The organism is Natrarchaeobius oligotrophus, from assembly GCF_003841465.1.
In the GTDB taxonomy this organism is placed as follows: Archaea; Halobacteriota; Halobacteria; order Halobacteriales; family Natrialbaceae; genus Natrarchaeobius; species Natrarchaeobius oligotrophus.
In genome coordinates this window covers 42731-65202 of the sequence record NZ_REFZ01000001.1, presented here as the reverse complement: position 1 = coordinate 65202, position 22472 = coordinate 42731, and the positions used below count along the sequence as shown (strand labels likewise).

The window sequence follows — 22472 nt, the reverse complement described above, 5'->3', positions numbered from 1 at the left end:
TATGCCGTCGTACGACCGCCGAACGACAGTCGACGCGCCGCTCGAGGAGCTCTGGCAGTTTCACTCTCGGGTCTCCGGACTCGAGACGCTGACGCCCGACTGGCTGGGGCTTCGCGTCGAATCGGTGATAGGGCCCGACGGGCGAACGGACCCGGACGTCCTCGAAACCGGATCGGAACTGTCGCTGTCGACCCGACCGTTCGGTCTCGGACCGCGCCAGTACTGGACCTCCGAGATCACCGATCGCGTGCGCGAGGACGGACGCGCTTACTTTCGCGACGAGATGATCCACGGCCCGTTCGATCGCTGGGTGCACACGCACCTCTTCTACGCCGACGGCGACCGGACGATTCTGCGCGACCACGTCGAGTACGACCTTCCGCTCGGACCGCTGGCTCCCGCGAGCGCGCCGTTCTCTCGAATCGGCTTCGAGGTCACGTTCCGAGAGCGCCACCGGGCGACGAAGGCGGCCCTCGAGTGATTCGGATCGGGCCGAGAGCCGCCGCGTCGAGGGCGTTCCACGACTGGGGGTTCGGGTCCGTTCGACGACCGAACCACGGGCGTTTTGGTCGTCGGACCGGTATCGTCCCGTATGACCAGGCTCGAGCGGGAGCCGTTCGCGCGGCGGAGGTTTCTCGGCGCGCTCGCGGCGGGAACCGGCGTCGGTGTCGCGGGGTGTCTCGGAAACGGGGGTGCCGAGAGTGAAGACGGCGGCGACGATCACGCCGGCGACGGAAACGACGGCGAACACCAGTACGCCACGTCGCTCGAACACCCCGGCGACGAGCCGATCGAGTTCACGGACGACCAGCACTGCCCCGTCTGTAACATGACGCCGGCCGACTATCCGCAGTGGCAGTGCCAGCTCGCACACGACGACGGAACGGGCGCGGCGTTCGACACGCCGGGCTGTCTGTTCGCGTACTACGCCGTCCCGCCCACGGATGCGCCGGTCGCCGCCGCCTGGGTGACCGACTTCGAAACCGAAGCGCTCGTCGACGCGTTCGAGGCGCACTTCGTGGTCGTTACGGACGAAGACGCCGTCACCGGCGAGGTGATGGGGCTCAACCCCCGTCCGTTCGCGGATCGGGACGACGCCGTCGCCTACCTCGACGAGTGGGAAGCCGAGGAGCTAACCGAAGAGGACGTCGTCTCGCTCGAGGACGTCGACCGCGAGGTCGCCGCGATCTACCGCGGGAACCGGCTCCCCGACGAGTGAGACGGCTATTGCGACGATGTACCGGCGGGATCGCGGACGGATCGCGGTCCCGCCAGCGACGACTCACAGGAGTCCGTCCGATCGACCGGTTCGGAAAGCGTTTCCTCCCCCGAGTGAGTTGACCACGGCGTGAACGCGTGGGATCTCGAGGTTCCGACTCCGTACGTCGCGCTCGCCTTCGCCATCTTCGCCGCGAGCACCAGCGCCGTGCTCGTTCGGTTTAGCCACGCTCCCAGTTCCGTCGCGGCCTTCTACCGCGTGCTGTTCACCACCGCGATCGTCGCTCCGATCGCTCTATTTCGCTACCGGGAGGAGTTCACTCACCTCTCGCGAACCGATCTCGGCTTCGCGATCGTCGCCGGCGTCGCGCTGGCCGCCCACTTCGCGGCGTGGTTCGAGAGTTTGAATCACACGAGCGTCGCCGCGAGCGTCACGCTGGTCCAGACCCAGCCGATCTTCGTCGCGATCGGCGCCGCGCTCGTCCTCGGGGAGCGCGTCTCGCGTGCGACCGTCGTCGGCATCGCGATCGCGATCGCCGGCGCCGCCGCGATGTCGCTGGGCGACGCCGGTCAGGCACCGATTTCCGACGCGACGACGTACGGCAACGCACTCGCCGTGCTCGGAGCCGTCACCGTCGCCGGCTACGTCCTCGCCGGCCGCTCGATTCGTCAGCGCGTTTCGCTGTTTCCGTACGTGACCGTCGTCTACGCCGCGTGTACGGCGTCGCTGTTCGTCCTCGTCGGCGCGCAGGGCCACGCGTACGTCGCCTACCCCGCCCGCGAGTGGCTGCTCTTTCTCGCCATGGCCGTCGGTCCCGGCGTCTTCGGTCACACCGTCGTCAACTGGGTCCTGAAACACCTCGAGTCGGTCGTCGTCAGCGTCTCCTGGCTCGGCGAACCCGTCGGCGCGACCGTCCTCGCGCTCGTCCTGCTGGCCGAGGTTCCCGACGCCGTCACCGTCGTCGGCGGTCTGGTCGTCCTCGCGGGAATCTACGTCGCGACGATCGACCGTCATCGACGGCGGTCGAGGGGCTGACCTGACGTCGCGAACTCCCGGCCGACTCGACGACGCCAGCAACACGGCCGACGCAGGGGACGTGCGATCCACGGCCTCGACCCTGCTCCGGCGGTCCGTTCGTTTAAGTACTGTGGGGCGACCAGACGGAGCGATGGCCACCGGCCGAATCGCACTCGTCGTCGCGCTCGCGGTTTCGCTCCTGGTCGCCGGAGCGGGGGCCACCGCGGCCTCCGGACCCGACTCCGACCCGAGGGACGGCGTCGAACAGCAGTTCTCGAGCGATCACCAATCCTCGAGCCGAGACGTCGTTACGGGACCCGATTGCGTCCCCGACGACGGGAGGAACGCGGGGGACGAACGCGAATCGCCCCGAATCGTCGAACTCTATCCGAACCCCACGACGCACGGAAACGTCGGCGAGTACGTCGTCGTCGCGGTTCCGGACGGGACGAGCCTCGAGAACTGGACGATCACCGACGGTCACACGACCGCGGCGCTTCCGAACGAAACGGTCTCCGGCCGCATCGCGGTCAGCGCCGATCCCGACGTCGCCGCCGATCTAACCGACCATCCCGTCCTCGAACTCGACGGAACGGTCCGGCTCGCCGTCGACGGAGACGAACTCTCGCTCAGAAACGGCAGTCGGACCGTCGACGCCGTCGCCTACGATCGCGCGCCGGTCGCCGAACGATGGCACCGAACCGACGACGAACCGGGGGGCGACCGAGGCGCGTGGGTTCCCCGCGACGGGACGTGCTTTCCGCCGACCCGATCCGGCGTCGGGGACGCGACGGCGTTCGTCCTGCCCGACTCGCCCGAGATTCCCCTCGAGACGATCGAGCGCGCGGACGATCGCCTCCTGCTCGCGGGATACACCGTCACGTCCGACGCCGTCGCCGCGGCGCTCGTCGAGGCGGCCGATCGCGGCGTCGACGTCGCGGTGCTGTTCGAATCCGGCCCCGTCGGCGGCACCTCCGAATCGACCGAGCCCGTACTCGAGACCCTCGAGTCGGGTGGCGTCGACGTTCGCGCCATCGGCGGCGAGGGGGCGCGCTACCGGTTTCACCACGCGAAGTACGCCGTCGCCGACGACCGCATCGTGGTGACGAGCGAAAACTGGAAACCCTCGGGGACCGGCGGCGAATCGAGCAGGGGATGGGGCGTGCGGATCGACGACACCGCGCTCGCGGCCGAACTCGCGACGGTCTTCCGTGCCGACTTCGAGGGGTGGGATACGCAACCGTCCGCGGCGTTTCGCGAGAACGCGACGTTCGTCGACGAGGGTGGACCCGACCGGCCGCGAGAAGCCGAGTTCGAGACGAACCACGCGCCCCGGACGGTTTCGGTCGACGCCGCCGAACTGCTGGTCGCGCCCGACAACGCGGACCGTCGACTCGAGGATCTCCTCGCTCGGGCAGAAAACGAGATTCTCGTCAAGCAAGCCAGCGTCGACGCGGACGTCGGAGTTCTCGAAGAGAGCGTCGCAGCGGCCCGACGCGGCGTCGACGTTCGGATCCTGCTCGATTCGACCTGGTACCACGAGGACGACAACGCGGCGCTCGCCGCCGAACTCGAGGCCGCCGCGGCCGCCGAGGGGCTCCCGCTCGAGGCGAAGCTGGTCGACGACACCGACCGGTTCGAGAAGATCCACGCGAAGGGCGTGGTGATCGACCGGGAAGTCGCCGTCGTCGGGAGCGCGAACTGGAACGACAACGCGTTCGAGAACAACCGCGAGGTGCTGATCGTCCTCCACGGCGACGCGGCCGGCGAGTACTACGCCGAGGTCTTCGAAGCGGACTGGCGCGGCGACGCGTGGACGCTGCCGATCGAACTGAGCGTCGCCGTCGTCGCCGCGTTACTCGCCGCAGCGCTCGTCGGCCGTCGATACGTCCGGTTCGGCGATCACCCACCGAATCGACCGCCACCCTAGCGCGGTCTCTCCGCGTTGGTCTCCCGACGCGTTCGCGGAGTAGAACCCGCCACGCCCGACGGCCCGCGACCACGCCCGCGGCGACCGCTGGAGTCGTCGCCCGTCGTCGTCCGGATGCCGGCGTCTCGACGCGATTCCGGACGAACTGTTGTAAGTCGTTCCGACGGACCGCCTCAGTTCGCCGGCCCGCAGACCTCGAGTCGTTCGCAGCAATCGCGCTCGGGATCGAAGCAGTCCGGACACTCGGCGGGTCGGTCGATGATGGTATCCAGGCGGTCTGCGACCGTGTCGTCGATGACGCTCTCGAGGGTTCGGGCCTCGTCGCGAAACTCCTCGACCTCGAGGACGTTGGCGAGAAACCGCTCGATGATGCAGTAAGTTTGGAGGGCGTCGTGGGCTCGCTCGAGACCTTCGTCGGTGAGGCTCGCACCTTTGTACTTCTCGTGTTCGACGAGCCCCCGGCCCTCGAGTTTTCCGATCATCTCGTTGACGCTCGCCGGGCTCACCTCGAGAAGCTCCGCGAGCGTTCCCGTCGACGCGGGCCCCTCCTCCATTCGCTGGGCGAGGTAGATCGCCTTCAGATACTGGTCTGCCGTATTCATCGGGATCCTCCGGGACTGTCGGGCTCGATCGTCCGTGCTCCGGTCATGCCCGTTCCTCCATGATTTCGGTGACCTCCTCGACACCCTCCTTTTCCTCCTCGCGGATGTCGTACAGGGTCTCGAGCAGTCGATCGCGCTCGAGCGCGAACTCGACGTCGGAGGCCTCGATCGCGTCGATCAGATCGTCGTAGAATTTGTAGGCGGTCTCTTCGTTACACAGCTGATCGTAGAGGACGCCGTCGGTGTCCTCCGGGGGGCCGTACTGTGCGTCGACTAACGCGTTGATCTCCTCGTAGGCGACGGTCTCGGCGTCGAGATCGTCGATCAGCGCCTCCAGTCGCTCGCGGTGGTCGGCCGACTCCTCGGCCGCCTCGACGAGCAACGCTCTGACCTCGTCGTCGACGGCTTCCCGCTCGTCCTCGGGAAGGGACTCGAGGTGGTGGGCGGCGCGTGACTCGACGACCTCCTCGAGGACGACGCCGATCTGGAGGAGTCGAGCGAGCTGGTGGTCGCTCGAGACACGCTGTCCCAGACTCATGACTACTCCTGAGTGTGCCTGTTACTTAACTTCGTGCATCCGAACCGGTCACGAAATGACGTCGCGTCGGACGGCCGGGACGGCGACGCGAGGGCACCGACTCTCGAGACGATCCGAGGATCGGGCCGTCGGGCTCGTCGGCCGTCCACACGATCAGATCGTTCGATGTCGGACAGCTGCCGATCGTGCGGGTTGCTGTCCGGACGTTCCGCCGGGACAGCCGGACATCCGCGGTCTCACCGGAACTGACGGAAGGCGGTCCGTCTCAGTCGTCGGCGTACAACTGTCGACCGTCGAGGTCGGGACGGGTGACGTCGCGGTCGCTTTCTTCCCCCTCGATGTCGTACGGATACTGGCCGGTGACGCAGCCGAGACAGAGGTCGATGCGCTCTTTCCCGAGAACGTCGGCGACGGAGTCGGTCGAGAGGTATGCGAGGCTATCTGCGTCGATGGCGTCCCGAATCTCGTCGACGGTCTTGTCGGAGGCGATCAACTCCTCGCGGGTGGCCATGTCGATCCCCATGTAACAGGGGGCGACGATCTCCGGTGCGCCGATTCGCATGTGGACCTCCGTCGCGCCGCAGTCTTTGAGCAGCTGGACGAGCTGTGTCGAAGTCGTCCCCCGGACGATCGAGTCGTCGATGAGGGTGACGGTTTTCCCCTCGACGGTCGATTTGATCGGGTTGAGCTTCAGCCGGACCGCGCGCTCGCGTTCGTCCTGCGTGGGCATGATGAACGTCCGACCGACGTATCGGTTTTTCATCAACCCCTCCGCGAACTCGACGCCGTCGTCCGCCTCCGGCCGCGTTTCGCCGTCGGCGGTCGTCTCGGTCGCCGCGTCGGCGTAGCCGGAGGCGAACGCCCGTCCGGAGTCGGGGACCGGCATCACGACGTCGGTTTCGACGCCGCTTTCGGCCCAGAGCTTCCGGCCGAGGTTCCTGCGGGCCTCGTATACGAGCGTTCCGTCGATCACGCTGTCGGGCCGGGCGAAGTAGACGTGCTCGAAAAAGCAGTGTGCCGTGTGCTCGCGGTCGATCAGCTGGTAGGAGTCGAACCCCTGGCCGTCTTTCCGGAGGACGACCAGTTCGCCGGGTCTGACGTCGCGGACGAGTTCGCCGTCGAGCGTGTCGATCGCCGACGACTCCGAGGCGAGGATGTAGCCGTCCTCGAGTGTTCCGATACAGAGCGGCCGATTTCCCTGGGGATCGCGGACGCCGAGGACGGTCTCGTCGTGGCTGATCGTCAGCGCGTACGAGCCGTGGATCCGCGTCATCGTGTGCTTGACCGCGCGGACGAGGTCCTCCTCGAGGAGGTTTCGCGCGAGGTCGTGGGCGATGACTTCCGTGTCCCCGTCGCTGGTGAAGGCGTGACCCACGGCTGCGAGTTCGTCGCGGATCTCGTCTGCGTTGACGAGGTTGCCGTTGTGGCTGAGGCCGAGCGATCCGCTCTTGAACGAGACGGAAAACGGCTGGGCGCAGCTCGAGTCGACCGATCCGGCGGTCGGATAGCGGACGTGGCCGATTCCGGCGGAGCCGTTGAGCACGTCGAGATCACCTTCGTCGAAGATTTCGCCCACGAGCCCCATCTCGACGTGGGCGTGTTGCTGGAAGCCGTCGTGGGTGACGATGCCCGCGGACTCCTGGCCGCGGTGCTGGAGTGCGTAGAGCGCGTAGTACAACGGTCGTGCCGCGTCCCGACCGGCCAGTGAGACGCCGACGACGCCGCACTTTTCGGTCATTCCTGTTCGCCGGGGAGTCTCGCCCCGCCCATCAGTCATGGTCGTCCGTAGGGCCCCCGGTCGATAAAAATCCCCGTGTTTGTGCTCTCAACTCCGTCAGGAAGGTTGATCGTTATCCACGATCGTGCATACCAGCACGGACCGCGCCGATACCGGCTCCGACCGGCGGCCGCGGTGGCGGCGTCCACGAGACGACGCCGTCGACGCGCCGGATCGGTGGCGATGACACAGCGTTCAAGAGTGTTGACTCGTACCGTACGGTATGCGACTCGAGGAGTACTGGGGAGTCGGCCCGAAGACGCGGGAGGCGCTGGTCGAGGAGCTGGGACGGGAGCGAGCGATCCGGGCGATCGAGAGCGGCGACGTCCGGACGCTTTCGGACGCCGGACTCCCGCGCGGCCGGGCGACCCGGATTCTGCGGCGGGCGACCGGCGACGGCGGGATGGAGACGCTCGCGACGAGCGACGCGCGGGCCGCCTACAAGGAACTGCTCGATCTGGCGGTCGAGCACGCGGTGACGCGGCGCGCGGCCGACCGAATTCGCGTCCTGACGCCGCTCACCGAGCGCGAGGCGATGGAAGATCGCCTCGACGACGTTCTCGCCGCCCGTGACGCCTGGAGCGACCTCTCCGAGCCCGATCGGACGACGGTTCTCGAGGCCTACGACCGCTACGACGAGCGCGACGAGAGCGAACACGCCGCCGTCGAGACCGCGATCGCACTCCTCGACGCCGGCGTCGATACCGGCCCGTTCGCGGCGATCGCCGACCTCGAGCGGGATCGACTCGAGCGGGCGGCGACGGCGCTCGCGGCCCTCGACGACGGCCGAGGCCGCGTCCGCGAGGGGGCGGACGACGAACTCGATCGGCTGCGGGACGCCCTGGGTGCCGTCGAGGACATGGACGCGAACGCCCTCGAGCTGATCGAGGAGTTGCGTTCCGACGGCGTTCGCGACGTCGGGCAGTTCCGCGAGGCGTTCGAGGATCGCCTGCTCTCGGAGACGGCCGTGACGGTCGATCAGGTTCGTGACGCGATGCCGACCGACGCCGCGGACGCGACCGACTTCGTCGGCGGGACCCTTCGGGGACTGCGGAGCGATCTGACGGCCGCGGTCGACGAACGCGAAGAGACGGTCGCGCGCGACCTCGAGGAGACGCTCGAGGAGTCGAGCGATACCGTCGATCGGGCCGTCGAGGCGGTCGACGCCGCCGCGTTACACCTCTCGCTCGCGCGGTTTGCGCTGTCGTACGACTGCACCCGCCCGACGTTCGTCGAGGGCGATTCGGCGGTCGTCTCGGTCGTCGGCGCGCGGAACCTCACGCTCGTCGCCCGCGAGAGCGAGTCCGTTCAGGCGATCACGTACGCCCTCGGCGATCACGAACTGGCCGCCGACGGCTCGAGCGAGGTGGAGGCCGACGACGGAGGACTCGAGGTAGAGATCCCGGGCGACGAGCGAGTCGCCGTGCTGACCGGGGCCAACAGCGGCGGCAAGACGACGCTGCTCGAGACGCTCTGTCAGGTGGTGTTGCTCGCGTCGATGGGGCTTCCGGTGCCCGCCGAGCGCGCGGCGGTGACACCGGTCGACTCGCTCGTGTTCCATCGCCGGCACGCGAGTTTCAACGCCGGCGTTCTCGAGTCGACGCTCCGGTCGATCGTGCCGCCGCTGTCGTCGGGCGGCCGGACGCTGATGCTCGTCGACGAGTTCGAGGCGATCACGGAGCCGGGAAGTGCGGCCGACCTGCTGCACGGACTCGTCACCCTCTCGGTCGACCGCGACGCGCTCGGGGTGTTCGTCACCCACCTGGCGGACGACCTCGAGCCGCTGCCGCCGGAGGCGCGCGTCGACGGCATCTTCGCGGAGGGGTTGAACCCGGACCTGGAGTTGCTCGTCGACTACCAGCCGCGGTTCGACACCGTCGGCCGATCGACGCCGGAGTTCATCGTCTCGCGACTGGTCGCGAACGCGACCGATCGGAGCGAGCGCGTCGGCTTCGAGACGCTCGCTGAGGCGGTCGGCAACGACGTCGTCCAGCGGACGCTCGCGGACGCGCGTTGGAGCGAGTGACGGCGATCCGTTCCCCTGAGGTCGAACGAGACCGCTCGTTCGGCGCGATTCGGCGAGGGGGATTTCACCTGTCGTCGTCCCCGAGCCACGCGTCCGGCCGCGGCGCGGACGCCGATCCGCGTCCGGAGGCGTCGCCGTACGTGTAGACGATCCCGTCGCCGTCCTCACAGATCCGCGACTCGAGGTAGGCCCGGGCCGCCCGTCGAGAGAGGACGCCCATCTCGATCGCGTCGCCGAGGGTGGTCTTGATCGCCCGAAACCACGTTTCGACGTCTCGATCGTCGTCCGGACGGCACTCGACGATCGCGCCGCGACCACCGTCGCGGCCGTCCCCCCACTCCAGCCAGCAGACGCGATAGGCGGTCACTGCGTACTCGGCTGGCGGCCGGACGAGATACAGCGCCTCGTGAACGCACGGATCGAGAAAGTCCGTCAGAATCCGATCCCGCGAGACCGAGTCCGCCAGCAGGCCGGGATCGACCGCGCCGTCTGCGAGCGGGTCGGCGGCGGTGATCGCCGTCGCGAGCGCGAGATTCTCGCCGCCCCAGTGGCTGTAGCGCAGGTCGTAGAGGTGATCGGGTCGCCGGTAGGCGACGAGCGCTCTATGGCCCATCGGCGTCACCCCGCGGCGAACTCCGGCTGACTGTGCTCGAGCGGCGACCGGACGGATCGTCGTCCATCGCGTGCTCTGGCCGCCCGTCGGTACTTGAACCTCCGCATCCGGGTTCGATGGACAGCCCGGCGTCCGCGCTGGGATTGCGCGGTGGCCGGGTCTCTGTCGATTGCGCGTCGCCCCCGTCCCCGATCGGATGCCGATTCTCCGCCGTCGATCGAAACGGCGAAATCGCTCGAGTTCGGAGACGGAGACGAGCGCGAATGAGTGCGACCTACGACGCGGTCGTCTTCGACAACGACGGCGTGCTGACGACGCTGACGGATCGCGAGGTGCTACTCGAGGCGATCACCGATGCCTTCCGCGAGGTCGGCGTCGCGGAGCCGCCCGCCGAACAGGTTCGGACGCTTCTCGGTCCGGACGTCGACTCCGTCCGGCGAATCGCCCGGGACCACGGCGTCGACGCCGAAGCCCTCTGGGAAGCGCGCGAGCGCGCGGCAGTGACGGCCCAGTTCGAGGAACTCGTTGCCGGCCGGAAGCGACCGTACGAGGACATTGCGATCCTCGAGGAGCTCGAGGTTCCGACGGGGGTCGTGAGCAACAACCAGCACGAGACGATCGCGAACGTCCTCGAGCAGTGCGATCTCGCGGAGTTCGACGTCTGGTACGGGCGCGAGCCGTCGCTCGAGGGGATCGCACGCAAGAAGCCCGAACCGTACTACCTCGAGCGCGCGATCGACGACCTCGGCGCGACGAACCCGCTGTACGTCGGGGACAGTCCCGTCGACGTGATTGCCGCCGACGCGGCGGGGGTCGACGCCGCGTTCGTCCGCCGGGATCACCGCCTCGAGTCCGAGCCGCCGACCGATCCGGAACCGACGTACGAGATCGACTCGCTCGAGGAGATTCGTCCGCTCGTGTGACGGTCACCGGTCGATCGGTTGCGAGCGCCGGGGGGCGTCGAGTCGATTGCGGTCGGCGGGTAGCGACGGCGCGATACCGCTCACTCCGGCGCTTCGATTCGCCGCTCGGCGCGCGCTTTGACGGCCCGGTTCATCGCCTCGAACCCGCGCTCGATCCGCTCTTCGTCGACTAGCAGTGAGACCAGCGCGCCACGGAACGTCTCCCGGTGGAGCAGTCTGGTTCGCTCGCCGTCGTCGATCGGCACGAGGTGGAACTCGTGGTAGCCGTCGAGGGCGAACGGAACCGCCAGCCGGCCGAGCCAGGCCAGCCGTCTGTTCTCCTCGACGGCGACGACCTCCGGCGTGAACGTCAGCTCTCGCGACTCGGGGGGATCGATTCGAACCCGGAGCTGCTCGCCCTCGGCCGGAATCCCCTCGATCGCCCGGACGAACGGGTTCCACTCCGGGTAGCTCTCGAACTCGAGGAGGACGTCCCAGACGACGTCCGGCGGCGCGTCGATCTCTTCGAACACCTCGACCTGCTTCATGCTAGCTAGCCACGCAGTCGCGTCGTATGCTTCTATCGGTGGTCGGGTCCGTCGAGCGCGGTCCGGCTCGTCCGAAACCCGACTCGAGTCGACTCGGCGTTCGGCCGCGAACGACGCCGGTTGGCGGGGCTCGGCGTCCGATCGCGGTTTTGTTTCGTCCATTTCGACTGTACGGTATTGCGGCGAAACGACGATCGGGCGCGGCTTCGCCGGGAATTCGTCGCGCGAGACCGGACGAACACCGGCGAAACGCGACACGCACCGCCCTCGAGTCGGATTGCGTCGTCATCCCGTCGGAGACACCGTGCGGTTTCTATTTCCGTCCCGAACTCGAATACCATCGTATGCCACACGGACAAGACGTCGAAGACGACACCTCCGAACTGTCGTCCGAGTACGAGTGTCTCCAGTGCGGACGAATAGTCAGAGCCGAGACGAACCCCGGCGAGTGCGAGGAGTGTGGCGGCGACTTCCAGAATCGGGCGAAGTCGGTCGAGTAGCGTTCCGATACGTTCCGGCGCTGCCTCGGAACGCGTCCTCCGGGATGAGCGCCTCCAGGTCGTCCGGACGACGGCGTCTTCCACGACCGAACAGGCGAGGTGAACCGGGACGACATTCCCGGAGGTCAGCGGAACGTCGTCCGGCAGGCCCCCACGAGAGACGCGAAACCGTCGGCTTCGCGGGACGGCGAGGCGCTTCGATTCTCGACCCACCCAACCCCGAGGCGGTTCACGCGTCGCGTCGGCTCTGGCGGTATTGCTCCCGCGTGATCGTGTAACGGTGGTGGTCCGCGACCTCGTCGCCGATCGGTCGCCAGTTTCGCAAGCGGCCGTCGTACTGCCCGCCCGCGGTATCGACGACCGTCTCGATGGCCCGTTTCGACCGTTCGTTCCCGTCCGCGTGGTCGAGCGCCACCACCTCGAGATCGAGGCGACCGAATGCGAGGTCGGCCAGCGCCGTCGCGCACTCGCCGGCGTAGCCGTTGCCCCAGTACTCCGTGCCGAGGGTGAAACCGATCCGCGCCGCCCGGCGGTCCCACTCCGGGAATAGCCCCGTGTACCCCGCAAGCGAACCGTCGGCCGTGTAGACCACATACTGTGCGGATTCGGCCTCGTCCCACGACGCTTGCGCCTCGACGAGCTGGTCGCGGGCCTCCTTGACCGACGCGTACGGCTCCTGCGGGACGTACTCGAACACGTCGTCGACCCCCTCGCCGCCTCGGGCGAAGCGGGCGTACAGTTCGAAGACGTCGACCCGTTCCTCGCAGAACTGCTCGAGGACGAGCGCGTCCGTCTCGAGGCGTTCGGGGTACATACCGAACGGTTCGAGGGAGTCGGGCAAAAGTGTACGCGCTGGAACGATTCTCGTTCCATCCGACCGCTCCCGAGGGCCGAACGCTACTCGTAGGACACCTCGAGCGTCAGCGCGCGCTCGAGCAGCTCTTCGTCGTAGTACGCCGCGGTCTGCTCCCGGCGGGTGTCGTGGATCGCGCGCACGGTTTCGACCGTGTTCCGGAAGTTCTTGAACGTGGCCTCGTCGACCATCTGGCCGTCGATGGTGACCGCGCCGGTGCCGGCGCGCTTGGCCTCGTTGAACCGCTCGATCTTCTCGACGTCGCGCTCGAGTTCGTCCGGGGTGGGCATGTGGACGGTGTTGGCCTGGATCGTCTGCTTGGGGTACAGCGACCAGGAGCCGTCGAGGCCGACCCTGGCCTCGCGTTCGATCTGGTCCGCGTACTCGTCGGCGTTGTAGTAGGTGAGGCCGGCGCGCTCTTTGAACAGATCGTCGAACGGCCCGCCGATCGCGAGCAGCCCGGCCGCGCTCGCCTCGTTCGAGAGCGCCTCGAGCAGTCCGTCCCACCGGGGCCGGCCGTCGCCGAGGTCGCGACCGCCGAGTTCGGCCGTGTAGTCGACGGGGCCGAACACGAGCGCGGCGAGGCGAGACCGCTCGCCGAACCGCGCGATCTCGCGCAGGTCGGAGCGCGCGCGTCCCGTCTCGACGATCACGGCGAGGCCGATCGAGCCGTCGTCGTAGCCGTACGACGATTCGGCCGCCGCGACGACGGCAGCGGCTCGCTCGACGTCCTCGAGCCTGCCGACCTTCGGGACGACGACGCCGTCGATCTCGTCGCCGATCTCGCCGACGAGGCGCTCGATCTGGGACCGGCCCCGCTCGCGGGCGCGCTCGTCCTCGTAGCTCCACTCGACGCGCGGCCAGATCTCGCCGGGGAACGCCGCCTTCGGAATCCGGTCGATCGCGTTCTCGAGGCCCTCGGCTTTCATGTCGGGTGCGGTGCCGTCTTCGAGGTCGGGGACGAGCCAGTCGGGGGCTTCGAACCCCTCGGCCTCGAGGCCGGAGACGAGGTACTTCGCCGAATCCTCCTTCGGAACGGCGGCCGGTGCGGTCTGGAACGTTCGACAGAGTCGTGTATCGGTCGGTGATGTCATCGGTGTCGTGTCGTCGCGTCGTCTTCTCGGGGTCGCGTTCGGATCGCTGCGGTTCTGGTGCCCGAGTAAACGGGTTCGTCGCGCTGGTTGAACGCGACGTGCTCGAATCGGACGAGCCCCGCGTTCTCGCTCGAGAGTCGATCGGCCACGTTCGCTGGCAGGCGAGCGTCGCTCTCGAGCAAAGTCGTACCGTCGGCGTCGGCCTCGAGAACGCGCGTGAAGGCGTAGACGGTGTCGCCGGGACCGACGAAGGCGTGGAACCGCTCGTCGTCGAAGCCGAGTTCGCGCCAGGTCCGTTCGTCGGATCTGGCGTGGCCGAGCGCCGTCGACCGGGTGACGTCGCCGTAGGCGACGATTCCGCCGGAGGGGGAGTCGGCCATCGCGTCTGCGTTGTGGTGCTGTTTCGCCGTGTTGAGCGTCGAAAGCGGGAGCGAGGCGACGGTGACGTCGTCCTGCGTTCGACCGCGCTCGTGGCGGTAGGCGACGGCGGCGTCGCGGCCCTCGGCCGCCTCGAGCGCGGCGACGAAGTCCTCGAAGTAGCCGCCGTCCGGCGAGACGAACTCCTCGGGAAGCGCCGGGGTGTCGTCGTCCGATCGCTCTCCGTCCGTCCCCGCTCCGGCGTTCCCGTCCATTCCGGCTTCGCCGTCCTCGCGGGTCCCGGCTTCGCCGCCGTCGGTCTCGGGCGACTCGCGGCGCGGAATCATGTTCGTCCGCTCGTAGGAACACAGCACCTCGTCGGTTTCGGCGTCCCTCCCGCGCGTGCGCCAGGTCACGATTCCGTACTGCGGCCGGGAGTTCGAGGCCGTCGCGTCGACGACCTCGCTCTCGACGCGGAGTTCGGTCCCCGGGGAGACGGGCGCGCCGGGAAAGCGGACGTCGGTGCGGCCGAGGAAGTAGCCGCCCTTCTCGCTCAGGTCCTCGACGGTGATCCCGAGGGTGGCCGCCGTGAGGTAATCGGGGTGGATCGGCGGCCCGTCGAAGCCGCGCTCGCGGGCCGCGTCGGTCCGCCAGTACGCGGGGTCGTGGTTCAGGGTCTGGCTCATCCAGGCCTCGTTACCCCACCGCGTGAGCGTGAGGCCGGGGTCGTGCTCGATGACGTCGCCCGCCGCGAAGTCCTCGAAACAGTTGCCCTTGGCCATCGTGTCAGCGCGCTCGAGCGCGCGAGCGAACGTCTCCGGCTCGGTCCAGTTCGGTCCGTCAGTCATGCGAGATCACGTCCGTCGGTTCGGTCTCGGTTCGTCCCGTCGTTCGGTTGCGCCGTGCGATCGTTCGTCGCTGTTCGTTTTCGACGATCATGAATCCTTCATCGAATCCCATTCCCGGTTTCGCGAGCACCTGCGCGGCGTTCGTCGCGAGCGCGACGTGGGCGCAGGCGCGGGCTGACGTCGCCGTCTCGTTGCACGTCCCGCCGAGATACGCCCGCGCGTCGGTTCCCTCACAGTAGCCCACCGCGCGGGCGCTGCGCTGGAGGCCGCCCAGGTCGGGCGTCTTGATCTGGACGAGGTCCGCCGCCTCCGCGTCGACGAACGCGCGGACGTCCTCGAGGGTGTTGCACCACTCGTCGGCGACGACGTCGACGGCGACGCCGGCGTCCGCGAGCCCGTCGCGCAACTCCGCCATCGCCTCGATCTGGGCCGCGCGTCCGCCTTCGTCCATCGGTCCCTCGATCTGCAGCGCGAACGGATCGGCGGCGTCCGCGAGCGCGTCGAAGTAGTCGACGACCGCGGTCCGGTCGTACGGCGGACCGAAGCGCTCGCCGATCGTCCCGTAGACGTCGACGTGAAAGCGCGGCTCGTAGCCGTCGCGGCCGAGTTCCCGCGCCCTGTCGGCGAGCCACTCGAGGTACTCGAGCAATCGCTCGCCGTCGTCGCCGAGTTTCTCGGGGCTGTTGATCAGCGCGTGTGGAAGCACCGGAACCCCCTTGATCAGCATCTTCTCGGCGTTTACGTACCGGTCGTCACCCGACTGGCCGAAGACGGGAATCGGCTCCGTCGCCGGCTCGGTGCCGAGGGCATCGGCCAGCACGTCCGTCCGCGTCGTCCGTCGGGCGGCCGCGGCCGCCGCGAGCAGCGCCTGGGAGACGCCGTACCGGATCGCGGTGTGAAGGCGATCGCCGTCGAGACGGAGCTCCTCGAGCGCGGCCGCGTTCTCGAGGAAGTCGGTCGCGTCGCGGCCGACGAGTTCCGCGGCGACAGGACCCTCGACGACGGGGGCGTACTCCCCGGCGCGGAACAGGGGGTCGCGCCCGCCGGCACCCGAGTACTGGACGGCGGCGCAGTCGCCCCTGACGACGGTTCCGTCCGCCAGCTCGAGGTCGACGACGAGCGACTCGCCGGCCTGTCTGATCTCGTCGAAGCCGTCGGTGACCGGCTCGCCCTCGTAGCCGAACCCGTCCCGACCGGCTCCGCGTTTGATCGCGCGCTGGTCGTCGAAGAAGAAGCCGGCGTAGCCCGGCGTCGCGTGGACCGATTCGATCTCCATCTACGCGTCACCCCGGTCACGCGGTCGGCCGATGAGCTTTCCCTCGCTGATCGCGTCGACGTCGTCGGCGACCATCCGGAACGACTGATCGCGACCCTCGGCGTCCGCCCGCTGGGAGAGTCGCGCCCCGTGGATCTCCTTGATCTCGTCGTCCATCGCGAGGTCGCCCCACTCGAGGATGCGCACCCTGCCGTCGTCGTCGCGCGCCGGCAGGACGGCACCTTCGGCGCTGTCGCTCGGCGAGAACGGAACGTCGAGTGCGCCCGCGTCGAACGCCTCGAGCGTTCCCCGGACGACGTCGCCGTCGCCGCGGTCGAAGACGGCGTCCATCAGACATCGGGTCTCGCGCTCGATCAGTTCGCGTTCCTCCTCGACGCCGTCGATGTCGATCGCCTGCTCGATCGCCATGTCGATGACCTGGCGCGTCGTCCGAAGTCCGGCGGCGTTGGCTTCCCGGGTCGGCACGCCCTGGAACTCCTGGGGCGATTTGGTAATGACCTTGTCCGGCCGGGCGATGGCGGCGGTCATCCCGCCGAGACCGATGACGCCGTTCGCGCGGGCCTCGTCCGGCGGAAAGCCGCCCATCCACTCGTGAAAGACGGTCGTGACGACGACCTCGTCGGGGAGGTACTCCTCGCCGAGTTCCCGCAGCGCCCGCAGGGCGGCGACGTCCTGGACGACGTTGCCGACCTGGCCGTAACCGAGCGTGAGCGAGCGCACGCCCTGGGTCGCCGCGAGCAGCCCCTCGATCAGCATGACCGCGATCGCGATCGACGGCGGCACGAGGGTTCCGGTGAGAGGACCGAACGGCTCGCGGTTGATCCGTACGCCCCGTTCGGTGTACGCGCCGGCCAGCCGATCGACGAACTGCCAGTTCTCGATCGTCTCCGCGAGACCGTGGCGGTTCGTGTAGGGGATGTTGTAGGAGATCGGCCCGCCCTCGAAGCTCTGGAATCCACCGGCGAAGGTGATCGCCGCGAGCAGTCGGGCGTCGGGCGTGCCGTGGCGCACCTCGACCGGGGCGTCGACCGCCTCGATCAGTTCGCGACAGCCCGAGACGCCGTGGTTGACGGCGGGGAAGCCGTTGAGCGCGTCTTCACCGGTCTCGCGGGCCGTCTCGAGTCCCTCGCGGGCCTTCTCGTAGGCGTTGTCGCGCGTGTAAGAGTCGATCGTCGTCGGCAGGAGGTCGGCCTCGCCAGCCTCGTGGAGGTACGCGAGGAGTTCGATCTGGTCCTCGAGGCGCGGGACGCCCGCTCGCGGCTGCAAGAGCGGGGCGTCGGCCGACTCGAGGACGTCGGCGAAGCGCTTGTGCGCCGGCAGCGACTCGTGGTAGGCGACGGCCTCCTCGAAGTCGACGTCGTCGCCCGTCGGCCAGTCGTCCCGGACCGCCTCGTCGATACGCCGTAGCTCGTCGGACGGAATTCGCTCGTCGCGTATCATCTACGAACTGATGGTGAGCCGTTCCGCTTCGGTCGGAGTGATCTGGAGGTCCTGTCGGAGGGCGGCGATCGCGTCCTCCGGGTCGGTCTCGGAGTCGAAGACGCGGTCGAAGCCGAGCTCCCGAAAGGTCTCCCGGGTTCGCTCCCAGTCGTCCTGTCCGACGGCGAGGTTGCCGCCGATGTACGTCAGCGCGTCGACGCCCGCCGACTCGAGGACGTCGTGGAACCCCCGACAGTCCTGCTCGGCGTGGCCGTACAGCGACGAGACCAGTACGGCTTCGGCGTCGTGTGCTACCGCCGCCTCGGCGAACTCCTCCTGGGAGGTCTGCACACCGAGGTTGATCACGTCGAATCCGGCTGCACTGAACGCCTGCTCGAGGATCGTGATTCCGACGACGTGGGCGTCGGATCCGATCACGCCGAGAACGACCGTTTGCGTCATGCATGCAGAACCATGAGGAACCGGGTGATAAAGTTAATGATCTTCCATGATAATATTCCTTAATGAGGGTTAGACAGTGCGTGTGACATACGACCACAAACATAATGATTATTAGCAAAGGTTTTTGCGACTGTACCGGATTGGTCGGCGCATGGGTGCGCTGTCGAACCTGCGCGTGCTGGATCTGACGCAGGTGCTCGCCGGACCGTACTGTACGATGTTGCTCGCGGACATGGGCGCGGACGTGGTAAAGGTCGAGCGCCCGGGCGGCGACCTCATCCGATCGAACCCGCCGTTCGTCGACGACGCCGAGGCCGAAGCCTACGGGGGCTACTTCCAGAGCGTCAACCGGGGCAAGCGAAGCCTCGAGCTCGACTTCGGCGACGAGGACGACCGCGAAGACTTCCTCTCGCTCGTCGAGACCGCCGACGTCGTCGTCGAGAACTACCGCGCGGGGACGATGGAGAAGTACGACCTCGGCTACGAGACGCTCGCCGAGCGCAATCCGGCGCTCGTCTACTCGTCGATCCGCGGCTTCGGCGACCCGCGCACGGGCGAGACGCACCGACAGGGCCAGCCGTCGTTCGACCTCATCGCGCAGGCGCTCGGCGGCGTCATGGAGATCACCGGCCAGGCGGACGGCCCGCCGACGAAGGTCGGCCCCGGCATCGGCGACCTCTTTACGGCCACGCTGAACTGCGTCGGCATCCTCGCGGCGATCAACCACCGCGAGCGGACGGGCGAGGGACAGTACGTCGACACCGGCATGTACGACGCGATGATCAGCCTCACCGAGCGGGCGATCTACCAGCACTCCTACACCGGCGAGGCCCCGACTCGTCGCGGCAACGCCCACCCGACGCTGTTTCCCTACGACGCGTTCGAGACCGCCGACGGCCACGCCGTGATCGCCGCCTTCGGGACCAACCACTGGACCGAACTCTGCGCTGCGATGGACCGCGACGACCTCGCCGCCGATTACCCCACCGCCGCGGACCGCCTCGAGCACCGCGAGCCCCTTCGCGCCGAGATCGCCGACTGGGCCGCACGCCGGACGACCGAGGAACTGGTCGACGCGCTCGAAGGTCGCGTCCCGGCCGCCCCGGTCCAGACGACCGACGACATCTTCGACGATCCTCACGTTCACACACGAGGAATGCTGGTTGCCGTCGACCAGCCCGGTGCCGACGCCGACGTCGAAATCGCGGGCAATCCGATCAAGATGACCGAGACGCCGCCCGACCCCCGCGGTCGCGCGCCGCTGCTCGACGAACACCGCGAGGAGGTGCTGGGCGAGCGGGCGGAGACCGCGGCCGACGACTGAGACGGTTTACTGTAAGTCATTACCGGCGCACCTGCGACCCGGGCGGCGGGTGCGCCGGTACATCGTTACAGCAATCCGTATGAGACGATCTGCTGGCACTGTGTTCCGTCGACCACCGAACTGGACGCGATCGGTCCGTGACTGAAGACAGCGTCCGCGTAATCCCGTCTCGGAGCCCTCGTTCAGTCGATCCTCCCTACCAGAGGTTTCTTGCCCTGACGATTCGAGATGATGCACACCATGAGCCAGCTGAGACCGCCGGATCGTTCGCACTCGACCTCGAATCTCGCGCTCGGGTCCGTTCTCGACGAGTGCGTAGCCGATCCGGACGAAAACGTTCAAGCGACGACTAACGGAACATGAGTTCGTCATCCGGGCGGTTCGTCGGGGCGTTCCTGATCCTGAGCGGCCTCGCGATCACGGTCGCCGCCACGGTCCTCCCGCCCGACCCGTACACGCTGGTTCTCGCCGTCGTTCCCCTGGTGGTGGCCGCGGCGCTGGTCTCGTATCTCCTCGTCTACCGGGGCGGCCTCGAGTATCTCGAGCGGCGGCGCTGAGTCGCGAACCGTCGCCGAAGAAATCGACCGCACGATCGATCGAAGCGCGACGCCCTCGAGTCCCGTCTGCGGGCCGACGGCCCGACCGGCGTGGGTGGTTCCGAGTTTGGGGGACAGGACTGTCGGCCGGTCGAGCCGTCGGCAAACCGCCGTCACTCGAGGACGGGCCCTCCAGTCTAGGCGGCCGATCGGAACGTCGTGGCGTCGCGTCCGATCGAACACCGAGAAACGAACACGGGCGGGGAGTCAGAGCGTCGCCTGACGCACGTGGGCGTGCTGGCGGTTCCGCCAGCGCTCGTGCTCGCGGCGCGTCCGCGCTCTGGTGCTAACTCTCGCGTCCGCAGCCGTGGCTGGCCGCGGCGAACGATTCGATCGGCTTGCGAGGGGTTTATATCTCGCGAGTATCTTTGGAATCATGCTGACAACCCGAAGGGGTTGGAAGCCGGCCTCGGGTGCTCCTACACCCGGGGCGTTTCGTGCCCCCTGGGAGCCCAGCTTCCAGATTAATTGTCTGGCTGTATCGACTTATAACTACTGATTGTCGTCGGGAATTAGGTGGGTCGCGAGGGAACGGCGGCGCTGGACGGCGACGCGAGTGCGCTTCGATCGTCGCATCGCTACGGACTCGAGAAGTCGGGCTCGAGTCGTTTTCAGCGTCCGCGGTGGGAACCGGTGGAATCACAGCCGACGTCTTCGACCGGCAGTTCGGGACCGAGATGCGGCCGGGAGGACAGCGACGGCGGGAATTCCACCAGCCTGGCGTTCGAAGGATCGGCGGCTGACGGGCGTTAGACGGACGTCTGACGGAGTTTCAGCTGACGAGTGTCTGACTGAGATTTACGGGTATCGGGGTGGCCGTCGTCGGTATGGTACTCGAAGCGTCCGCTCGTGATCGCAAACGACAGCCACACCAGCAGCGTGTGACGAACGCGCGGAGGACGACGCGATGACGACGTCGATGACGATCGGAATACCGATCGTGGTGGCGATTTTTCGACTGCTCCAGCCGGTCGGGGGTCGAACGATCGGTCGGCTTCGTGAGCGCGTTCGGGTCCTCGTTCCGTTCGTGCTCGCCCTCGCCTTCGTCGTCCTCGCAACGATCGGATACCTCGAGGTCGTCGCCTCGCTGCTCGAATTCGTCGGGTGATCGACACCGCGTGAGTACTCGGCAATCGGGAGACGACTCGAGGGCGAATGTACCGATTCGGATGGGGTGGCGAACGCGTTCGGGGGAACGAACCCTACTCGGTACCCCCGAGCTGGGCGAGTAGATCCTGTGAGTCGAAATACGCCCAGTTTTCCGTGATTTTCCCGTCCGCGATCACCGTTTTCGATACGCCGGGGAGGTCAACGGTACGTCCGGTTGGTTCGATGCCGTTGTACTCCCCTTCGTGGGTGCCCGTCATCGTCCATTCCCAGAACGCGACGTCGTCGCCGACGAGCATATCGTGGACGTCCAGATTGCCATCCGGAAACGCCACGTCGATCTCTTCTTGCAGCGCGACGAGTCCGTCCGGTCCGTGAATCTCGTCGGTGGCCAGTGGAATGTGAACGATTCGGCGAGCACGTCCAGTTTCGAATAGTCTCCACGCCGCAGGGCGAAGTAGTCGTTCATGAGCCGTTCTACGTCTCGCGTCGTTGCTTCTGCCATAGCTGGTTGTCTCCGGTGGTGAGAATTCGTCGACACGGCACGCGCGTGCCTACCGACCGGTACCGAAGAACGCTCGGATCTCGTACGGTATGGGGAGTGATAACTATTTGCACTGCCGGGTAGTCCGCTCTCTTCGAACCAGACGGTTTCGTCTGGAGGGTGAAACCGACCCTGTTGCACGCGCGTCCTGTTTCATCGCACTCCAGCGAGCGCGTCTCCTGCAACTGGTGGAACGTTCGGCGGCACGTGCGCGCCTGTCGCGTACGCTCGTTGGCTGGATTCGCCTCCTGGCGAGCGACCAGCGTGGCAACGACAGGGACCAACCTTTTGCTCTGCGTGCGGTCGCAGAGCGACCGCACTCGGCAAAACGTTGATGAAAAGCACTCCTCCCTCCCCTCCGGGTCGGTCGTCGGTCCGCTCGCTCACTTCGTTCACTCGCGGTGAGCGTACACTGCCCGCGCTATACTGAGCGCCCACTCCTCCTATCGATCGCCTCCGACTCGTGGGTCAAATCACGCGTTGTATCGACGTCACATTCTGCACAGGCTGGGCGAACGGTGTGACCTCCTCGCCGCGAACGGCGGGGTTCTTTCGCCTCGAGAAGAGAGATCGCTCCCCCATCAGTACCGGCGATGCCGGCCCTCGAGTCGTCGATCGTGGCGGCCAGTACCTCGCGTGCGGTCTCGACGATCGAGATCGCGTTCGTCGCAGCGTCGACGATCACTCCAGGTGATGGAACGAGAGACTCCCGCAGACGCACGCACCTCCCGTATCCACCGCGCGCAGTTCGTCGTCCGGCCAGACGCGGACCGTACATCTGTTTCCGCACTCGTCACAGGCTCCGGCGACCGTCGGCATCTGCTCGAGGCTGACCATCTCGAGTGAAAGGAAGGGATCGAGCTACTTGAGCAACACCACGGCAGAGAATGACTGTCGGATCTTTCGACCGACGGCGCGAA

General features: G+C 67.6%; 22 protein-coding genes and 1 pseudogene. 10 read left to right on the top strand and 13 right to left on the bottom strand.

Annotated features, from left to right (window positions below; all coding sequences use genetic code 11):
• Position 1: 1 nt before the first annotated feature.
• From EA472_RS00365 to EA472_RS00350, 4 genes are all read left to right on the top strand, one after another.
• Positions 2-481: an SRPBCC family protein gene (locus EA472_RS00365; RefSeq protein ID WP_124189539.1), complete on the top strand. Its 480-nt coding sequence runs from the start codon at positions 2-4 to the stop codon at positions 479-481.
• 111 nt (positions 482-592) lie between these two features.
• The gene (locus EA472_RS00360) at positions 593-1219 is read left to right on the top strand and encodes a nitrous oxide reductase accessory protein NosL (protein WP_124189538.1); all 627 of its coding nucleotides are present in this window, start codon (positions 593-595) and stop codon (positions 1217-1219) included.
• A gap of 129 nt (positions 1220-1348) precedes the next feature.
• Positions 1349-2254: a DMT family transporter gene (locus EA472_RS00355; protein ID WP_124189537.1), complete on the top strand. Its 906-nt coding sequence runs from the start codon at positions 1349-1351 to the stop codon at positions 2252-2254.
• A 133-nt stretch (positions 2255-2387) separates the two neighbouring features.
• On the top strand, positions 2388-4166 hold the full coding sequence (locus tag EA472_RS00350) for a phospholipase D-like domain-containing protein (RefSeq protein WP_124189536.1): 1779 nt from the start codon (positions 2388-2390) through the stop codon (positions 4164-4166).
• Positions 4167-4339: 173 nt separating this feature from the next.
• Here the strand turns inward: EA472_RS00350 and EA472_RS00345 are convergent, their stop codons facing one another.
• The 3 genes from EA472_RS00345 to purF all read right to left on the bottom strand — a co-directional run bounded on the left by EA472_RS00345 (position 4340) and on the right by purF (position 7044).
• Positions 4340-4768 (bottom strand): metal-dependent transcriptional regulator, encoded by a 429-nt coding sequence (locus EA472_RS00345; RefSeq protein WP_124189535.1) that lies wholly within the window; start codon positions 4766-4768, stop codon positions 4340-4342.
• A gap of 43 nt (positions 4769-4811) precedes the next feature.
• Positions 4812-5306, bottom strand: coding sequence for a ferritin-like domain-containing protein (locus tag EA472_RS00340; protein WP_124189534.1), 495 nt, complete (start codon positions 5304-5306; stop codon positions 4812-4814).
• Positions 5307-5571: 265 nt separating this feature from the next.
• Positions 5572-7044: an amidophosphoribosyltransferase gene (gene purF, locus EA472_RS00335; RefSeq protein ID WP_124189976.1), complete on the bottom strand. Its 1473-nt coding sequence runs from the start codon at positions 7042-7044 to the stop codon at positions 5572-5574.
• Between the two features lie 262 nt (positions 7045-7306).
• Here purF and EA472_RS00330 point away from each other — a divergent pair, with 262 nt between their 5' ends.
• The gene (locus EA472_RS00330) at positions 7307-9109 is read left to right on the top strand and encodes a MutS-related protein (RefSeq protein ID WP_124189533.1); all 1803 of its coding nucleotides are present in this window, start codon (positions 7307-7309) and stop codon (positions 9107-9109) included.
• Positions 9110-9173: 64 nt separating this feature from the next.
• On the opposite strand, the gene EA472_RS00325 is transcribed toward EA472_RS00330, so the two are convergent.
• Complete coding sequence (locus EA472_RS00325) at positions 9174-9722, bottom strand: DUF6735 family protein (protein WP_124189532.1); 549 nt, start codon at positions 9720-9722, stop codon at positions 9174-9176.
• Positions 9723-9985: 263 nt separating this feature from the next.
• Here EA472_RS00325 and EA472_RS00320 point away from each other — a divergent pair, with 263 nt between their 5' ends.
• A complete protein-coding gene (locus EA472_RS00320) occupies positions 9986-10645 on the top strand; it encodes an HAD family hydrolase (protein WP_124189531.1) in 660 nt (219 codons plus the stop codon).
• Between the two features lie 80 nt (positions 10646-10725).
• Here the strand turns inward: EA472_RS00320 and EA472_RS00315 are convergent, their stop codons facing one another.
• On the bottom strand, positions 10726-11172 hold the full coding sequence (locus EA472_RS00315) for an SRPBCC domain-containing protein (protein WP_124189530.1): 447 nt from the start codon (positions 11170-11172) through the stop codon (positions 10726-10728).
• Positions 11173-11516: 344 nt separating this feature from the next.
• Between EA472_RS00315 and EA472_RS00310 the strand changes: the two genes are divergently transcribed.
• Positions 11517-11672 carry a rubrerythrin-like domain-containing protein gene (locus tag EA472_RS00310; protein ID WP_124189529.1) on the top strand — a complete coding sequence of 52 codons (156 nt, stop codon included), beginning with the start codon at positions 11517-11519 and terminating at the stop codon, positions 11670-11672.
• A gap of 229 nt (positions 11673-11901) precedes the next feature.
• Here the strand turns inward: EA472_RS00310 and EA472_RS00305 are convergent, their stop codons facing one another.
• From EA472_RS00305 to glmS, 6 genes are all read right to left on the bottom strand, one after another.
• Entirely contained in the window at positions 11902-12486 is a 585-nt protein-coding gene (locus EA472_RS00305; protein WP_124189528.1) for a GNAT family N-acetyltransferase, read from the bottom strand.
• A gap of 83 nt (positions 12487-12569) precedes the next feature.
• Positions 12570-13619: an L-malyl-CoA/beta-methylmalyl-CoA lyase gene (gene citE, locus EA472_RS00300; RefSeq protein WP_124189527.1), complete on the bottom strand. Its 1050-nt coding sequence runs from the start codon at positions 13617-13619 to the stop codon at positions 12570-12572.
• Positions 13616-14824: a 2-methylfumaryl-CoA hydratase gene (gene mch, locus EA472_RS00295; protein ID WP_124189526.1), complete on the bottom strand. Its 1209-nt coding sequence runs from the start codon at positions 14822-14824 to the stop codon at positions 13616-13618. Before mch ends, citE begins: the two co-directional genes overlap by 4 nt.
• A complete protein-coding gene (locus EA472_RS00290) occupies positions 14817-16100 on the bottom strand; it encodes a methylaspartate ammonia-lyase (RefSeq protein ID WP_124189525.1) in 1284 nt (427 codons plus the stop codon). The genes mch and EA472_RS00290 overlap by 8 nt, the downstream gene beginning before the upstream one ends.
• Positions 16101-17540 carry a methylaspartate mutase subunit E gene (locus EA472_RS00285; RefSeq protein WP_124189524.1) on the bottom strand — a complete coding sequence of 480 codons (1440 nt, stop codon included), beginning with the start codon at positions 17538-17540 and terminating at the stop codon, positions 16101-16103. It lies immediately after the preceding gene.
• A complete protein-coding gene (gene glmS / locus EA472_RS00280) occupies positions 17541-17981 on the bottom strand; it encodes a methylaspartate mutase subunit S (protein WP_124189523.1) in 441 nt (146 codons plus the stop codon).
• Positions 17982-18132: 151 nt separating this feature from the next.
• Here glmS and mct point away from each other — a divergent pair, with 151 nt between their 5' ends.
• The 3 genes from mct to EA472_RS00265 all read left to right on the top strand — a co-directional run bounded on the left by mct (position 18133) and on the right by EA472_RS00265 (position 21009).
• Entirely contained in the window at positions 18133-19305 is a 1173-nt protein-coding gene (mct, locus tag EA472_RS00275) for a succinyl-CoA:mesaconate CoA-transferase (protein ID WP_124189522.1), read from the top strand.
• Positions 19306-19664: 359 nt separating this feature from the next.
• Positions 19665-19862, top strand: a complete 198-nt coding sequence (locus EA472_RS00270; RefSeq protein ID WP_124189521.1) for a DUF7534 family protein — start codon at positions 19665-19667, stop codon at positions 19860-19862.
• A gap of 946 nt (positions 19863-20808) precedes the next feature.
• Entirely contained in the window at positions 20809-21009 is a 201-nt protein-coding gene (locus EA472_RS00265) for a hypothetical protein (RefSeq protein ID WP_124189520.1), read from the top strand.
• Positions 21010-21103: 94 nt separating this feature from the next.
• Here EA472_RS00265 and EA472_RS22280 read toward each other — a convergent pair.
• Together EA472_RS22280 and EA472_RS22275 are read right to left on the bottom strand one after the other, a co-directional pair.
• A pseudogene (locus tag EA472_RS22280) lies at positions 21104-21475 on the bottom strand (ester cyclase); the annotation flags it as partial.
• Positions 21476-22233: 758 nt separating this feature from the next.
• Positions 22234-22389 carry a hypothetical protein gene (locus EA472_RS22275; protein ID WP_165874779.1) on the bottom strand — a complete coding sequence of 52 codons (156 nt, stop codon included), beginning with the start codon at positions 22387-22389 and terminating at the stop codon, positions 22234-22236.
• Positions 22390-22472: the final 83 nt, after the last annotated feature.

What these genes read in the sequence shown, in the direction of transcription:
- EA472_RS00305 (WP_124189528.1), bottom strand. Translation starts at nt 12,486, where the DNA reads ATGTACCCCGAACGCCTCGAGACGGACGCGCTCGTCCTCGAGCAGTTC.
- EA472_RS00265 (WP_124189520.1), top strand. Translation starts at nt 20,809, where the DNA reads ATGACGACGTCGATGACGATCGGAATACCGATCGTGGTGGCGATTTTT.
- EA472_RS00350 (WP_124189536.1), top strand. Translation starts at nt 2,388, where the DNA reads ATGGCCACCGGCCGAATCGCACTCGTCGTCGCGCTCGCGGTTTCGCTC.
- EA472_RS00340 (WP_124189534.1), bottom strand. Translation starts at nt 5,306, where the DNA reads ATGAGTCTGGGACAGCGTGTCTCGAGCGACCACCAGCTCGCTCGACTC.
- EA472_RS00310 (WP_124189529.1), top strand. Translation starts at nt 11,517, where the DNA reads ATGCCACACGGACAAGACGTCGAAGACGACACCTCCGAACTGTCGTCC.
- EA472_RS00325 (WP_124189532.1), bottom strand. Translation starts at nt 9,722, where the DNA reads ATGGGCCATAGAGCGCTCGTCGCCTACCGGCGACCCGATCACCTCTAC.
- EA472_RS00320 (WP_124189531.1), top strand. Translation starts at nt 9,986, where the DNA reads ATGAGTGCGACCTACGACGCGGTCGTCTTCGACAACGACGGCGTGCTG.
- citE (WP_124189527.1), bottom strand. Translation starts at nt 13,619, where the DNA reads ATGACATCACCGACCGATACACGACTCTGTCGAACGTTCCAGACCGCA.
- mct (WP_124189522.1), top strand. Translation starts at nt 18,133, where the DNA reads ATGGGTGCGCTGTCGAACCTGCGCGTGCTGGATCTGACGCAGGTGCTC.
- EA472_RS00365 (WP_124189539.1), top strand. Translation starts at nt 2, where the DNA reads ATGCCGTCGTACGACCGCCGAACGACAGTCGACGCGCCGCTCGAGGAG.
- EA472_RS00285 (WP_124189524.1), bottom strand. Translation starts at nt 17,540, where the DNA reads ATGATACGCGACGAGCGAATTCCGTCCGACGAGCTACGGCGTATCGAC.
- mch (WP_124189526.1), bottom strand. Translation starts at nt 14,824, where the DNA reads ATGACTGACGGACCGAACTGGACCGAGCCGGAGACGTTCGCTCGCGCG.
- EA472_RS00315 (WP_124189530.1), bottom strand. Translation starts at nt 11,172, where the DNA reads ATGAAGCAGGTCGAGGTGTTCGAAGAGATCGACGCGCCGCCGGACGTC.
- EA472_RS00270 (WP_124189521.1), top strand. Translation starts at nt 19,665, where the DNA reads ATGAGTTCGTCATCCGGGCGGTTCGTCGGGGCGTTCCTGATCCTGAGC.
- EA472_RS00290 (WP_124189525.1), bottom strand. Translation starts at nt 16,100, where the DNA reads ATGGAGATCGAATCGGTCCACGCGACGCCGGGCTACGCCGGCTTCTTC.
- EA472_RS00360 (WP_124189538.1), top strand. Translation starts at nt 593, where the DNA reads ATGACCAGGCTCGAGCGGGAGCCGTTCGCGCGGCGGAGGTTTCTCGGC.
- purF (WP_124189976.1), bottom strand. Translation starts at nt 7,044, where the DNA reads ATGACCGAAAAGTGCGGCGTCGTCGGCGTCTCACTGGCCGGTCGGGAC.
- glmS (WP_124189523.1), bottom strand. Translation starts at nt 17,981, where the DNA reads ATGACGCAAACGGTCGTTCTCGGCGTGATCGGATCCGACGCCCACGTC.
- EA472_RS00330 (WP_124189533.1), top strand. Translation starts at nt 7,307, where the DNA reads ATGCGACTCGAGGAGTACTGGGGAGTCGGCCCGAAGACGCGGGAGGCG.
- EA472_RS00345 (WP_124189535.1), bottom strand. Translation starts at nt 4,768, where the DNA reads ATGAATACGGCAGACCAGTATCTGAAGGCGATCTACCTCGCCCAGCGA.
- EA472_RS22275 (WP_165874779.1), bottom strand. Translation starts at nt 22,389, where the DNA reads ATGGTCAGCCTCGAGCAGATGCCGACGGTCGCCGGAGCCTGTGACGAG.